This window comes from Porphyromonas sp. KLE 1280, from assembly GCF_000700805.1.
Taxonomy (GTDB): domain Bacteria; phylum Bacteroidota; class Bacteroidia; order Bacteroidales; family Porphyromonadaceae; genus Porphyromonas; species Porphyromonas pasteri.
On record NZ_KL362966.1, the window covers coordinates 42,660 to 56,291 of the forward strand.

The 13,632-nt window shown below is 58.8% G+C and carries 13 protein-coding genes; 8 read left to right on the forward strand and 5 right to left on the reverse strand.

Features of this window, described 5'->3' with window-relative positions:
- The first annotated feature begins 81 nt into the window (after positions 1-81).
- The 7 genes from era to cobC all read left to right on the forward strand — a co-directional run bounded on the left by era (position 82) and on the right by cobC (position 7,882).
- Positions 82-984, forward strand: coding sequence for a GTPase Era (era, locus tag HMPREF1121_RS07550; protein ID WP_044115665.1), 903 nt, complete (start codon positions 82-84; stop codon positions 982-984).
- A gap of 37 nt (positions 985-1,021) precedes the next feature.
- A complete protein-coding gene (gene der, locus HMPREF1121_RS07555) occupies positions 1,022-2,332 on the forward strand; it encodes a ribosome biogenesis GTPase Der (protein ID WP_009432761.1) in 1,311 nt (436 codons plus the stop codon).
- A 525-nt stretch (positions 2,333-2,857) separates the two neighbouring features.
- Positions 2,858-3,052: a 30S ribosomal protein S21 gene (gene rpsU / locus HMPREF1121_RS07560; protein ID WP_009432718.1), complete on the forward strand. Its 195-nt coding sequence runs from the start codon at positions 2,858-2,860 to the stop codon at positions 3,050-3,052.
- Positions 3,053-3,297: 245 nt separating this feature from the next.
- Positions 3,298-4,029, forward strand: a complete 732-nt coding sequence (locus HMPREF1121_RS07565) for a nitroreductase family protein (RefSeq protein ID WP_044115666.1) — start codon at positions 3,298-3,300, stop codon at positions 4,027-4,029.
- Positions 4,030-4,191: 162 nt separating this feature from the next.
- Positions 4,192-6,477, forward strand: a complete 2,286-nt coding sequence (locus tag HMPREF1121_RS07570) for a GH92 family glycosyl hydrolase (RefSeq protein ID WP_232223769.1) — start codon at positions 4,192-4,194, stop codon at positions 6,475-6,477.
- Positions 6,470-7,300 carry an adenosylcobinamide-GDP ribazoletransferase gene (locus HMPREF1121_RS07575; RefSeq protein WP_044115667.1) on the forward strand — a complete coding sequence of 277 codons (831 nt, stop codon included), beginning with the start codon at positions 6,470-6,472 and terminating at the stop codon, positions 7,298-7,300. Before HMPREF1121_RS07570 ends, HMPREF1121_RS07575 begins: the two co-directional genes overlap by 8 nt.
- Positions 7,301-7,321: 21 nt before the next feature.
- A complete protein-coding gene (cobC, locus tag HMPREF1121_RS07580) occupies positions 7,322-7,882 on the forward strand; it encodes an alpha-ribazole phosphatase family protein (protein ID WP_044115668.1) in 561 nt (186 codons plus the stop codon).
- A gap of 3 nt (positions 7,883-7,885) precedes the next feature.
- Here cobC and gmk read toward each other — a convergent pair whose 3' ends face one another.
- The 3 genes from gmk to HMPREF1121_RS07595 are packed head-to-tail and all read right to left on the reverse strand — an operon-like array spanning position 7,886 to position 10,107.
- Positions 7,886-8,458 carry a guanylate kinase gene (gmk, locus tag HMPREF1121_RS07585; protein ID WP_044115669.1) on the reverse strand — a complete coding sequence of 191 codons (573 nt, stop codon included), beginning with the start codon at positions 8,456-8,458 and terminating at the stop codon, positions 7,886-7,888.
- Between the two features lie 38 nt (positions 8,459-8,496).
- Positions 8,497-9,603, reverse strand: coding sequence for a recombinase RecA (gene recA, locus HMPREF1121_RS07590; protein WP_009432708.1), 1,107 nt, complete (start codon positions 9,601-9,603; stop codon positions 8,497-8,499).
- A gap of 42 nt (positions 9,604-9,645) precedes the next feature.
- The gene (locus HMPREF1121_RS07595) at positions 9,646-10,107 is read right to left on the reverse strand and encodes a peroxiredoxin (RefSeq protein ID WP_044115670.1); all 462 of its coding nucleotides are present in this window, start codon (positions 10,105-10,107) and stop codon (positions 9,646-9,648) included.
- A 568-nt stretch (positions 10,108-10,675) separates the two neighbouring features.
- Between HMPREF1121_RS07595 and HMPREF1121_RS07600 the strand changes: the two genes are divergently transcribed.
- Entirely contained in the window at positions 10,676-11,482 is an 807-nt protein-coding gene (locus HMPREF1121_RS07600) for a DUF3575 domain-containing protein (protein ID WP_044115758.1), read from the forward strand.
- A gap of 93 nt (positions 11,483-11,575) precedes the next feature.
- Here the strand turns inward: HMPREF1121_RS07600 and HMPREF1121_RS07605 are convergent, their stop codons facing one another.
- The gene (locus tag HMPREF1121_RS07605; protein ID WP_044115671.1) at positions 11,576-12,646 is read right to left on the reverse strand and encodes a S41 family peptidase; all 1,071 of its coding nucleotides are present in this window, start codon (positions 12,644-12,646) and stop codon (positions 11,576-11,578) included.
- A gap of 1 nt (position 12,647) precedes the next feature.
- Positions 12,648-13,622: a DUF3316 domain-containing protein gene (locus HMPREF1121_RS07610; RefSeq protein WP_044115672.1), complete on the reverse strand. Its 975-nt coding sequence runs from the start codon at positions 13,620-13,622 to the stop codon at positions 12,648-12,650.
- Positions 13,623-13,632 lie beyond the last annotated feature (10 nt).

Here is a 13,632-nt window from a genome sequence, read left to right on the forward strand (position 1 = left end):
ATAGACCTTGCCTGCCACTCTTCCCTTCGCTGGGAGAGGACGGGCAAGGTCTTTCATTCCTACCCCTCCATACTCCGGACGATGGAAGATAAGCAAGAAGTCACGCACCGATCAGGCTTCGTCAATATCGTGGGCAACCCCAACGTAGGGAAGTCCACCCTGATGAACCTCCTGGTCGGCGAGCGCGTATCGATCATCACCTCCAAGGCCCAGACGACGCGTCACCGCATCATGGGCATCGTCAATACTCCCGAGCTGCAGATCGTCTACAGTGATACCCCTGGAGTACTGCGCCCGAACTACAAGCTCCAGGAGAGCATGCTCGAGTTCTCCGAGTCGGCTCTCGGTGATGCTGACGTCCTACTCTACGTCACCGACACGGTCGAGACGGCCGATAAGAATGAGTTCTTCCTTGAGCGCGTCCGTGGGGTCAAGTGCCCCGTACTCCTCCTTATTAATAAGGTAGACCTCACGACCCAGGACAAGCTCGTCGAGCTCGTGGAGCGCTGGCACAAGGAGCTTCCTCAGGCGGAGATCATCCCCATCTCTGCGCTCAACAACTTCAATGTCCAGCCTCTGAAGAAGCGCATCGAGAGCCTCATCCCCCCCTCTCCTCCCTACTTCGAGAAGGATGCACTGACCGACCGCCCCGCACGCTTCTTCGTCACCGAGATCATCCGTGAGAAGGTCCTCCTCTACTATAAGAAGGAGATCCCCTACTCCGTCGAAGTCGTCGTCGAATCCTTCAAGGAAGAGGACGAGCGCATCCACATCCAGGCCCTGATCGTCGTCGAGCGCGACAGCCAGAAGGGCATCATCATCGGCCACCGCGGTGTCGCCATCAAGAAGGTCGGCACGATGGCACGTCGCGACATGGAGCGATTCTTCGAGAAGAAGATCTTCCTCGAGCTCTTTGTCAAGGTAGAGAAGGACTGGCGCAACCGCGACAAGATCCTCCGCGCCTACGGCTACCGCCTCGACTAAGAGCGGTAAGCCTCACCCACCAATCACAGCATCAGATATGAGTCATTTAGTAGCAATAGTAGGGCGCCCCAACGTAGGGAAGTCCACCCTCTTCAACCGCTTGACGCAGACCCGTGGGGCCATCGTCAGCGAAGAGGCAGGTACGACCCGTGACCGCCAGTACGGCAAGGTATCATGGCTCGACCGCGAGTTCTCCATCGTCGACACCGGCGGTTGGGTAGTAGGTAGCGAAGATATCTTCGAAGGCGAGATCAACAAGCAGGTAGAGATCGCTATGGAGGAAGCCGATGTCATCCTCTTCGTCGTCGACGTCGAGAGCGGCATCACCGACCTCGATGATGAGGTCGCTGCCAAGCTCCGCCGCACGAAGAAGCCCGTCCTCCTCGTGGCGAACAAGGCGGACAACTTCGCCCAGCACTACGAGGCAGCTGAGTTCTACAGCTTCGGCCTCGGTGATCCTATGCCTATCTCCGCTGTCAGCGGTAGCGGTACGGGTGATCTCCTCGATGCCATCACGAAGAACCTCCCCGAAGGCGAATACGTCGACGAGACCCTCGATGCTCCACGTATCGCTATCGTCGGCCGACCCAACGCGGGTAAGTCTTCGCTCGTCAATGCCTTCATCGGTGAGGAGCGCAACATCGTCACCAACGTAGCAGGCACCACGCGCGACTCGATCTACACGCACTACACGAAGTTCGGTATGAACTTCTACCTCGTCGATACGGCTGGTATCCGCAAGCGTGGCAAGGTCAACGAAGATCTCGAGTACTACTCGGTCATTCGCTCCATCCGCGCTATCGAGAACTCCGACGTCTGTATCCTTATGCTCGACGCCACCCGCGGTATCGAGAGCCAGGACCTCAACATCTTCTCGCTCATCCAGAAGAATAGCAAGGGGCTCATCGTCTGCGTGAATAAGTGGGACCTCGTCGAGGACAAGAGCAATGCTGTCATCAAGACCTTTGAGAACGCTATCCGCGAGCGTCTGGCTCCCTTCACCGACTTCCCCATCATCTTCATATCGGCCCTGACGAAGCAGCGTATCTTCAAGGTCCTCGAGGAAGTCCAGCAGGTCTACGAGCGTCGCAGCAAGCGCATCCCCACCTCGAAGCTCAACGAAGTTATGCTTCCCATCATCGAGGCCACGCCTCCTCCTGCGACCAAGGGCAAGTACATCAAGATCAAGTACGTCATGCAGCTCCCCACGGCGGTGCCCAGCTTCGCCTTCTTCGCGAACCTCCCCCAGTGGGTCAAGGAGCCTTATCGTCGCTTCCTCGAGAATCAGATCCGTGCGCACTGGGACTTCTCTGGTACGCCCATCAACATCTTCATTCGCGAGAAGTAGCCCGCCCTTCTCCCCCTCCCAACGAAGCGCCCCAGCCGGTAGTCCAACTACCAGCTGGGGCGCTTACTTTTCCCCTCCTTCCACACCTCGCTCCGCGAAGCACTATACGAGGGGCGATATAAACCTATATTGGTCGTCGGGTGAACCTATATTGGTCAGCGATCCAACCTATACTGCTTCGTGCTGCGACCTATATAGGTTCACTCGCGGAGCAATATAGGAAGTAAAAGCACCCTCTATGAGGAGGTACCCTCCAGCGAGATAAAAAGCGGAGAATCCCCCTATTTATTAGGCACATAGGATCGCGGAGGAGTGACCGAAGGTGGGGGAGGATTGGAAGAGAGTCGGGAGGAAGGTGCTTCAGCAAGGTGCAGGGCAGGAGATTTTAGTGCGGGAGGCGCAGGCAGACGAAGCGGGAGTTTGTGTATTCGCCAAAGTATTAGTAATTTTGCGCACTGATTAGAGTGTATGTAGCACTCTCCCTGCAATAGAAAGTATAACAACAAAATAGATAAGTAAGACATTATGATCGTAGTTCCAGTAAAAGAGGGCGAAAACATCGAGAAGGCTCTGAGAAGATTCAAGAGAAAGTTTGAGAAGACCGGTGCTGTGCGCGCACTTCGTGCCCGTCAGGCCTACATCAAGCCCTCTGTAGCTCGACGCAAGAAGATGGAGAAGGCCATCTACGTCAAGCAGCTCCAGCAGGCCGAAGAGCAGTAGTAGAGACTCCGTCTCCCTCCCTTCGCTGACAGTGCTCGCACGAGCGAAGGCGATCATCCCGCCCTCGATTACGAGGCTACTCCATACCCCATCTCGCACCGCTCTGAGCGGACATCAAGAGGTATCCCAATGATTTACGCACCGCTGATATCCCACTCTGAGGATATCAGCGGTGTCGCTTTATCCCCCTGCGCTATGGGGCGCACAACCTCACGTATATCCTATATCCCAATAGAGCCACCTCAATGAGCCTTCACGAAACCCTCCAGCATCGTCGCGCCATACGCTACTACGACCCAGAGAAGCCTCTGGACAGCGCCCGCGTCGAGGAATGCCTACGCCAAGCGACCCTCGCCCCGACGAGCTCGAATATGCAGCTCTACTGCTGCTACCATATCACCGACCCTGCCGTCATCGCTGCGCTCACCCCGGCTTGTCTCGGGCAGAGCACCATCAGCACGGCAAAGGAAGTCGTCGTCTTCGCCATCACCCCCTCCCGCTGGCGTGAGCGTGTGGATCACCTCTTCCCCCGCATCGTGGAGGATATCCACAAGCACCAGCCCGAGGAGAAGTGGGCAAAGTACGAAGCTATGCAGCGTGAATACATGACCAAGGTAGTCCCCTTCCTCTACAGCCGTGGGTGCAAGGTCTGGGGCTGGGCACGCCATCTGGTGATGAACGCCATCGCTCTCTTCCGCCCCATGATGCGTCGGGGTACCGAGGGCGATATGAAGACCGTCCTGCATAAGAGCTGTGCCCTCGTAGCACAGACCTTCATGCTCGCCATGAGTGAGGCAGGCTACGACACCTGCCCCGTCGAGGGCTTCGATGCCTGCCGTGTGCGCAAGGCGCTGGGCCTACCCTCCTCCGTCGAGCCTTCGCTCATCGTCTCCTGCGGTATTCGTGATGAGAAGCGCCCCTTGGGCGACCGCATCCGTGTGCCCTTCGAGAGCGTCTACGAGCGTATCGGGAAGTAAGACCACCCCCATACGTGCGCCCCATCCCTCCCCGTAGTGGAGAGATGGGGCGCACGCTGTGTATAAGTAGTGGATAAGGCGGGGGAAACCCACCTTCACATACCGATTACCCGTGGGTAAATGCGTATCTTTACACAATATTATATCGCTATAGCCTCCTCTATGACAAGACGATCACGTACCCTCTTGGGCCTTGGCATCGGCCTTCTTACGACCCTTGGGCTACCCGCACAGCGCAAGCAGATCGTGCGCCCTCAGTATCCTCGCCTCTCGCAGCGCGTGAATACCCTCATCGGTACCGACTGGGTGGGCAATGTCTACCCTGGCGCCTCAGCCCCCTTCGGCATGGTGCAGCTCAGCCCCGACAATGGGCGGGCGGGCTGGGACTATATCGCTGGCTACTTCTACCCCGACAGCACGATCGCAGGCTTCAGCCACACGCACCTGAGTGGCACGGGAGCAGGTGACCTGTACGATATCTCCTTCCTCCCCGTCACCCTTCCTGCACTGGATGACCGTCTCACGCGCAAGCCTGCAGCAGGTAAGACGGAAGAGGAGCAAGCACCTATCGGCATCCACACACGCTTCTCGCACGCTACCGAGGTGGCGAAGGCAGGCTACTATGCCGTGACACTCGAGCCCTATGACATCCGTGTCGAGCTGACCGCCACCGACCGCGTGGGGGTACAGCGCTACACCTTCCAGAAGGATGCCGACTCGGTCTGCATCATCCTCAATCTGGACAAGGCGATGAACTGGGACCGCACCATCAATAGCGACGCACGTGCCATCTCGCCCACACAGATCACGGGCTTCCGCTACTCCGACGGCTGGGCTCGCAATCAGAAGGTCTACTTCACCACGAAGCTCTCTCGCCCTGCCGCCCGCATCGAGCGCACAGCTACCCCATACATCCTCAGCAAGGGCCAAGTAGGTAAGTCCGTCGGCCATGGCGTCATCCTCCGCCTCTACTACAATAAGGTACGCGCTGGCGAAAGCATCACACTCTGCACTGCCCTCTCTGGAGTAAGCGAAGCAGGCGCACTGAAGAACCTGCAGGCTGAAGCCCCCCATACCGACTTCAACCGCTACCACCAGGCAGCTACCACCCGCTGGGACAAGCGTCTTGCACAGATCCGTCTCTCAGCGGATACACCCGATAGTCTGCAGACGACCTTCTACACGGCACTCTACCGCGCGCAGATCTGCCCCACACTCTATAGCGACGTCGACGGCCGCTACCTCGGCGCCGACCGTGAGATCCATCAGCGTGCAGGTGGCACCTACAGCACCTTCTCACTGTGGGACACCTACCGTGCAGCCCACCCACTTTACTCCATCCTTCAGCCCGACCTCCAGCGTGACTTCGTGCAGTCACTCATCGACTTCGGCGAGCAGAACGAGGGCCACCTCCCCGTGTGGAATATGTTCGCCTCCGAGACCGATATGATGATCGGCTACCACTCCGTACCCGTCATCGTCGAGGCCGTCCTACGCGGGATCTACGTCCCCAAGGACAAGGCGAAGCTCCTCCGCCTCCTTCGCACGACGGCTGAGCGCAAGGGCTACCGTGGGCTGGACGACTACCGCAAGAAGGGCTACATCGGGAGCGACCGTGAGGACGAGAGCGTCTCGAAGACCCTTGAGTACGCCTACGATGATGATGCTATCGCACGCTATGCCGCCTGGATGGGTGACCACGAAGTGGAGAAGATCTACCGCGAGCGTGCCCGCTCCTACCGCCACCTCTGGGACGAGAAGACGGGCTTCTTCCGCCCCCGCAAGAGCAATGGCGAGCTGGATAGCGTCTTCGATCCCTTTGCCTACACCAAGCCCTTTACCGAGAGCAATGCTTACCACTACCTCTTCAGCGTACAGCACGATATCGATGGGCTGACGAAGCTCATGCAGGGTAAGCTCGGTGAGCGCCTCGACGAATTCTTCTCTTCCGAGACCCCCAGCCACATCGAGCTACCCATCTTCTCTACGGGGATGATCGGCCAGTATGCTCACGGCAACGAGCCTGGGCACCACGTCATCTTCCTCTACAATGCTGCCCGCCAGCCTTGGAAGACCACGGACCTCACGCACCGCGTGCTCAAGCAGCTCTACACCGATAAGCCCGCTGGCCTCTGTGGCAATGAAGACTGCGGTCAGATGTCCGCCTGGTACGTCTTCGCCTCGCTCGGCTTCTACCCCGTCGATCCCTTGAGCGGGCGCTACGAACTCGTCACGCCCCTCTTCCGCGAGAGTACCATCAGCCTTCCCAACGGCCGTACGCTCCGCCTCTCTGCTCCCGAGCTGAGCGAGAAGAAGCGCTACATCAAGCGCGTCACTATCAACGGGCGTGAGCTCCGCAAGTCCTACATCACCTACGACGACGTGATGCAGGGCGGCGAGATCCGCTTCACCCTCACCGATCAGCCCGGTAGCGTCTGGTATGAATAATTCGGATACGAAGCGAAGCCATCTCGGAGCGCTCATCGCTGCCCTCAGCCTCTTCACACGCCTCCCCTTCTGGCGCCTGCGAGAGCTTACCAAGGCCGACTATGAGGATGCCCTCAGCTGGTGGCCCGTGGCGGGACTGGTGACGGCGACGACTCTGGCGGGGAGCTTCTACCTCTACGCACTCGTACTACCCTCGGTGGGAGCAGCGCTGGCCTTAGCCCTCGGCACGCGCCTACTCCTGACGGGCGCCTTCCACGAAGACGGCCTCGGAGACTTCTTCGACGGCTTCGGCGGGGGACGGGAGCGCAGTCAGATCCTCACGATCATGAAGGATAGCCACGTGGGCAGCTATGCCGTCCTCGGGCTCCTCCTCTACTACCTCACCTACTGGACGCTGGGCACGTCACTCCCCGCAGGCTGGCTCCCTGCCGTGCTCTTCGCCTCAGACATCACGGGGAAGGTCACCTCGCTCCTGCAGGTGCAGTTCCTCCCCTACGCTCGTCGCGAAGAGGATAGTAAGATCGGGGTCACCTATCGCAAGGCACGCCCCTTGGCGATCTACGCAGCGCTGGCGATCTTCCTCACGGCACAGTGGTGGGCACTGCGCCCTATCGAGGCCACACCCATCGGAGGGAGTGAACTGACGCACTTCGTACCGCTCTCCATCTTCCTCCCCATCCTCGTCGGCGGTGGGCTCATCGCCTACCTGCGTAAGCGTATCAACGGCTACACGGGTGACACCTGCGGAGCGCTATGCCTCCTCTCAGAGCTGGCGACGCTCACGGGCTTCGCCATCCTCTACCGCCTCGGCTTAGGCATCTAAGCCACGATCCGACCTACTACCATGCGCCTGCACTTCATCCGCCACACCCGCCCCGACATCGCACGCGGTGTCTGCTATGGGCAGAGTGATATCCCGCTGGCAGCGTCCTTCGCCGAGGAGGCCGAGGACGTCAGAGCACGGCTCACTGAGCGGCTCGAAGGGCGCACACCTACCCGCATCTATAGCAGTCCCCTCTCCCGCTGTCGGCACCTCTGTGAGGCGCTGGGCTACAAAGCACCCATCCTCGACGCACGGCTCTTAGAGCTGAACTTCGGGGAGTGGGAGCTGCAGCGCTTCGACGAGATCACCGACCCACGCCTCCAGCTCTGGTACGACGACTACCTCCACGTGGCACCCACGGGCGGGGAGTCCTTCACCGAGCAGACAGCACGCGTAGCAAACTTTATCGAAGAGCTACGCAATGAACTCGCACAAAAAGAGGACTCCTCCGCATGCGAAGTCTTAGTCTTCACACACGGAGGAGTCCTCCTGTCTGCTGGGCTCTGGGCTGGCTGGTATCCCCTCGAGGAAGCCTTCAGCCACCAAAGTCCCTATGGTGCGATCTGTACGCTCGAGCTCTGAGCCTTAGTCTTCGCTGAGGAAGGCACTCACGATCGAGTAGAACTCCCCGTAGCAGCGCTCCAAATCATCGTTGGTCAGCACACGGTCGAAGAGCGGCGCATACGTCAGCTCGTGAGCGGCCTTCGCCACACGCTCCTCGATGACCTCGGGGCTATCCGTAGAGCGCCCGACGAGACGACGACGGAGCTCCTCGATCGAGGGCGGCTCAATGAAGATGCTCAGGGCTTCGTGCCCATATCCCTTCTTGATATTCAGCCCGCCGACGCAGTCGACGTCGAAGATCACACGGTCACCCGCAGCGATACGGCGGTCGACCTCGGAGCGAAGCGTACCGTAGTAGCGTCCGGGGTAGACCTCTTCGTGCTCGAGGAAGTCACCACGCTCGATGCCGGCCTTAAACTCCTCGGGAGAGAAGAAGTAATACTCCACACCATGCTGCTCCTGCCCACGGGGTGGGCGGCTCGTAGCCGAGACGGAGAAGCCGAGATGCAGCTCGGGGTGCTCAGCGAGCAGACGGTTGATGAGCGTACTCTTCCCCGTACCCGAGGGGGCGGAGATGATGATTAGCTTTCCCATAGATTACACTATCGAAGCGAGAGGCCGGGGACGGGGAATTAATCCTCGTCCTCGTCTTCGTCCTTAGCGGCCTTCTTCTTGCGCTTATCCTTGGGCTTGCCTTCGTTGCGCAGGGCTTCCTTGACCTTCTCAGTCAGCTCATCGAGAAGCTCGGGGTTGTCGGCGAGCGTCTGCTTAGCGTTCTCCTTACCCTGACCGAGCTTCGTAGCTCCGTAGCTGTACCACGAGCCACTCTTCTTGATGAAGTCTTCGCTCTCGGCGATGTCGATGATCTCACCGAGGCGGGAGATACCCTGCCCGTAGAGGATCTCGAAGTTAGCGACGCGGAAGGGAGGTGCCACCTTGTTCTTGACGACCTTCACGCGGGTATTGTTCCCGATGACCTCGTCGCCGTCCTTGAGCTGGCCGATACGACGGATGTCCAGACGCACGGAGGCGTAGAACTTCAGGGCGTTACCACCCGTAGTCGTTTCGGAGGGGCCGTAGGAGTTCCCACCGATCTTCTCACGAAGCTGGTTGATGAAGATACAGGCGGTATTGGACTTGCTGATAGCCCCCGTGATCTTACGCAGGGCCTGCGACATAAGGCGGGCCTGCAGACCTACCTTCGTCTCACCCATATCGCCCTCGATCTCCTGCTTAGGCACGAGTGCTGCGACGGAGTCGATGATGACCAGGTCGACGGCACCAGAGCGAATGACCTGCTCAGCGATATCGAGCGCCTGCTCCCCGTTGTCGGGCTGAGAGATATAGAGGCTATCCATGTCGACGCCCAGCGCTTCGGCATAGGAGGGGTCAAAGGCGTGCTCGGCGTCGATGATGATCGCCTTACCACCCTGCTTCTGCACCTCTGCGATAGCGTGGATAGCCAGCGTCGTCTTACCCGAAGACTCGGGGCCGTAGATCTCGATGATACGACCGCGGGGATAGCCGCCTACGCCGAGGGCGTGGTCGAGGTTGATCGAGCCGGTGGGGATGACGTTGACGTCGGTCGTGGGGCGGGCAGCCATGTTCATGACCGCACCCTTGCCGTAGGTCTTCTCGATCTTACCGAGGACGGTCTCGAGGGTCTTCAGCTTGGCCTCATCCTGGGCCTGCTTCTCTTTATCCTTAGCGCTCTTGGAGAGCTTTACTTCTTCACTCATGTGGAGGTTGTCTATTTATATGTGGCTCAGGAGAGCCCGTGATTAATCTTCGTGGAGGATCTGCTGGGCGTGGTCCTTCGTATTGACGGCCTTGCCACGGATGATGCGCTCGATACGGCCATCGGTGCCGATGACAAAGGTCGTGCGCTCGGTACCCATGTACTTGCGGCCGTACATACTCTTCTCGATCCAAGTACCGAAGAGCTCATTGAGGCGCACATCGGTGTCGGCGATGAGGCGGAAGGGCAGCTCGTGCTTCGTGCGGAAGCCCACGTGGCTCTTCGCCGAGTCACGGCTCACCCCGATGATCTCGTAGCCAGCGGCTCGGAGCTCGCTGTAGCCGTCACGCAGGCTACATGCCTGAGCCGTGCAGCCCGAGGTATTGTCCTTGGGGTAGAAGTAGAGGACGATCTTACGCCCAGGGTAGTCCGAGAGGCGCACCTCCTGCCCTGCTTCGTCCAAGCCCAAGAGGTCGGGGACAAGATCCCCCAATGTCAGTGCCATAAGCAGTGTATCTAATAAAGTTCTATGTATCGTTTGCGGGAAATGGGAGGCTTCGCAAAGCGAGCAATCTCCCTAATACAAAAATACGCATTTGCCCTGAATGGGACGGCATCAGCAGTCCATCGCCGGGAGTCACTCTGAGGGGAGAGGCGCCGCAGCCCCCTATGGGGTCGTGATGCGAGCCTAAATGAGCCTGTTACAGCGAGTCCTGCACGCTATTTATTGTGCTAAGGCATCGCACCCCCAGCCCCACGATATCCCTCTCCAAAGTGATACGCAAGCCCTTCGCCTTATCACGAGTATTCCTCTTATCCAGCAGAAGGAAAAGCGCTATCTCCTGAAGAAAAAAGCGCCTTCCCGTAGTGGTATTCTTCTATCTACGCACGTAGTCTTAAAGACCAGGCACGTAAATCTAAATATCCACGCACGGAGATATTAGAGCCACGTACGTAGCCCAAACTTATCTACCACTCGTCCAGAACTTTTATCCATAGGCAAAGCAGTAATCAGAGCGTAAGAATATTAAATTATCTTTGTAACGTTGAACACCTAAAACATATACATGCGTATGAAGAAATTCTCTACTCTCTTACTGAGCCTCGCCCTGGGAAGCACCCTCGCGGCTCAAACTCCTAAGTTCACTCCCGACCGTGGCGCGCTGCTCGACGGCAAGACCATCGTCAAGGCTAACATTACCAGCCCCATCTTCAAAAACTACAGCTTCGCTGCTGAGCGCATCCTCACGAAGGGTCTCAGCCTGCAGCTCGGTATCGCTACGATGCCTAAGGGTGCCCTGCCCTTCTCCTCGTCGTTCGAGAATCACATCGGCCACGATGTCTCTATCAGCAGCGTAAAGCTCCAGTCCTTCTACGTCACGCCTGAGCTGCGCTGGTACACGGGCGGTGGCTACGGTCACGGCTTCTACCTGATGGCTTACTACCGCTATCAGAACTATAAGCTCTCTGGCTACACGCTCAATATGGACGTGCGCGAAGGTGCTTCTTCGACTGACAAGCCCGTTGCTCTCGACCTCACGGGCGACTTCAAGACGAATAGCTTCGGCTTCGGTCTCGGTGCTCAGTGGCTCTTCGGTCGCAATAAGAACATCGTCCTCGACTGGAACATCCTCGGCGTACACGCTGGTAAGGGTAAGCTGACCCTCACGGGTGACTATTCCTCTGCTACGGGCCTCTCCGACAAGGAAATCGAAGACCTGCAGAAACAGATCAGCGAGAACGTCAGCGACCTGCCCACCATCAAGCTCGTCGGTGAGGATGTCAACGTAGATAAGGCCTCTAAGAAGGTCTCTATCGACAACGTCTCCACCCCCTGGGCTTGGCTTCGTGCCTCCGTCTCTCTCGGCTTCCGCTTCTAAGCCCCCGAGGAGATAGCTCCTATTAAATAGCGATCCCCCGCAGCGACACGGATGTCACTGCGGGGGATCGCTTTTGTATGGCCTACGAAGGAGCTACTGCTTCTTCTGCTTCGCCTTAATCTGTAGGATCCAGCGTGTGAGGAGACTTGCCGAGGCCTCGATATAGGGATCGACCTCAGCCCCGCGGGCGACCTCATCCTTGAGGACGACATCAGGTGTGATGCCCTGCTCGATATCAGCGCCGTCGGCATCATAGGTGCGGGACGAAGAGAAGCGCACCGCCCAGCCATTAGGTAGCTCGGAGGACATCGGCAGACCACCGCCACCGCCCGTCTTCACCCCGACGATCTTGACCTGCGGGAGGCCCTTCATACGGAGCGTGAAGTCATTGGCAGCGCTGTACACCCCTTGGTTGACGAGGACGACGACAGGCTTGAGCCAGATCGTACCCACCTGCAGGGTATCGAGGTAGAAGGGAGTGCGACGGGAGAAAGCATCGTGCGCAGGGCCCGTCTTGTGCGAGATATAGCCGACGAGCTTGCGCTCACGGATGAAGTGCCGCGCCAGCATATCGGAGGTCGTGACTTGACCACCCCCATTATTGCGCAGGTCGAGGATGAGGCCGTTGCACGCCTTGAGGCGGTTGAGCACGGCATTTACATTGCTACTTGAGATCGCCGAGGAGAACGATGCCACACGGACGTAGCCGATAGGCTCAGCACGACGCACACCCTTCGGATAATCCAGCGCCTTGTAGGCCAGCCCACCAGCGATATGGTAGTCATTGCCGAGGTAGCTCTCGATGAGCGTCTCGTCGTAAGAGCGGGGGCCTTCGCTTCGCCACTGCCAGTAGCGCCCGTAGTCGAAGGTGGAGATCAGATTGACATGCCCGTCCCGTAGCTCAGCGAGAAGCTGGCTCATCACAAGGAAGAGCGAGTCGGTCGTCATCGTGGGACGCAGGTCACGGCGGTGCTTGTGATAGAGGTCACGCCAAGTCGTGCCTTGAGGGAGCTTGAGGTCGAAGTAGCAATAGCCACGGTCGAGGATCTCCCAGAGGCGGTCATAGTTGGCATACGGATCTGCCGTATACTCGCGCTCGGTGGTACAGCATGCGAGCGAGAGGAGGAGGCCAAGCGCGGCAAGGAGCTTCGTGAGGTGCTTCATATCAGAAGGGCACAAGGGTCGAGTGATCATCGGCAGCACGACGCCCCTCGAGCGGAAGGATCTTCGTCGTCACCCCGATGAGGAGGCTGTGCTGATGGCGGTAGGCGGAGAGGTGATTCAGCGCCGTGCGGCGGTAGTCCCAGCGGTAGCCTACCGAGAGCGTGAAGTAGTCGAGCACGGGGACATCTACGCTGGTGAGGACGAAGCCCGTGGGAGCCTTCAGCGGATGCGTCAGGTAGATACGGCGCGAGGGCTGGCCGAAGTAATAGAGCTCGTAGAGCGTCTCACCGAATTCCTGCGAGAAAGCGAAGCCCAAGAGATCGGTATGAGCGTAAGCCTTGAGAAGGAGTGGGAGGCGCGTGGGACCAAAGCGAAGTGAGTAGAGCGCCGAGGGGCCTACCGAGAGTGCCATATCCAGCGTACCTGGGTTGTTCCCATTGCGGGAGCTGTACATACCACCAGCGAGACCGACGACGCTACCACCGATAGCGAGACGTCCCCAGCTGCCGGTGCTAATGTGGCGCAGACGCCCCCAGTCATAGCGCGCGGTAAGGCTGTAGATAGAGCCGTTGCCAGCTGGATTCTTCGTCGAGGCCAGGTCAACATTCAAGAGCGTATGACGTAGCCAGCGGGGGTCGGTCGTGCGGGGCGTGTAGCCGAAGAGGCTTCCTCGTGCGACGCGCTGCTCTGGCAGGGAGCGGTAGCCCAAGCGGGTATGCTCCGAGGTGTAGCTGTAGACCTTCCCGCCGTAGTTGAGCGGTGTGAGGTAGGTATGCCCGAGACGCATCCCCCCGATGCCGAAGTACTGGCTGCGGTAGGTGATGTTGCTCTGGCGGGTCTGTGGCTCTGGTATCGTGAAGAGGCTACGCGCCTCTGAGCCTGCCCCGAGGCTATCCGCTGCACTCTGAGCTCTCAGCGGAGCCGAGAGGAGCGCCAGTGCGAGGGCCATGAGGGGCAGAGCAAGGGGCTTATTCATGATGGGAAGG

Bases quoted from the DNA above. Each gene is read 5' to 3' on its own strand.
- HMPREF1121_RS07610 (WP_044115672.1), bottom strand. From the start codon at position 13,622: ATGAATAAGCCCCTTGCTCTGCCCCTCATGGCCCTCGCACTGGCGCTC.
- HMPREF1121_RS07595 (WP_044115670.1), bottom strand. From the start codon at position 10,107: ATGGCACTGACATTGGGGGATCTTGTCCCCGACCTCTTGGGCTTGGAC.
- rpsU (WP_009432718.1), top strand. From the start codon at position 2,858: ATGATCGTAGTTCCAGTAAAAGAGGGCGAAAACATCGAGAAGGCTCTG.
- era (WP_044115665.1), top strand. From the start codon at position 82: ATGGAAGATAAGCAAGAAGTCACGCACCGATCAGGCTTCGTCAATATC.
- HMPREF1121_RS07605 (WP_044115671.1), bottom strand. From the start codon at position 12,646: ATGAAGCACCTCACGAAGCTCCTTGCCGCGCTTGGCCTCCTCCTCTCG.
- der (WP_009432761.1), top strand. From the start codon at position 1,022: ATGAGTCATTTAGTAGCAATAGTAGGGCGCCCCAACGTAGGGAAGTCC.
- HMPREF1121_RS07575 (WP_044115667.1), top strand. From the start codon at position 6,470: ATGAATAATTCGGATACGAAGCGAAGCCATCTCGGAGCGCTCATCGCT.
- cobC (WP_044115668.1), top strand. From the start codon at position 7,322: ATGCGCCTGCACTTCATCCGCCACACCCGCCCCGACATCGCACGCGGT.
- HMPREF1121_RS07565 (WP_044115666.1), top strand. From the start codon at position 3,298: ATGAGCCTTCACGAAACCCTCCAGCATCGTCGCGCCATACGCTACTAC.
- HMPREF1121_RS07600 (WP_044115758.1), top strand. From the start codon at position 10,676: ATGAAGAAATTCTCTACTCTCTTACTGAGCCTCGCCCTGGGAAGCACC.
- gmk (WP_044115669.1), bottom strand. From the start codon at position 8,458: ATGGGAAAGCTAATCATCATCTCCGCCCCCTCGGGTACGGGGAAGAGT.
- HMPREF1121_RS07570 (WP_232223769.1), top strand. From the start codon at position 4,192: ATGACAAGACGATCACGTACCCTCTTGGGCCTTGGCATCGGCCTTCTT.
- recA (WP_009432708.1), bottom strand. From the start codon at position 9,603: ATGAGTGAAGAAGTAAAGCTCTCCAAGAGCGCTAAGGATAAAGAGAAG.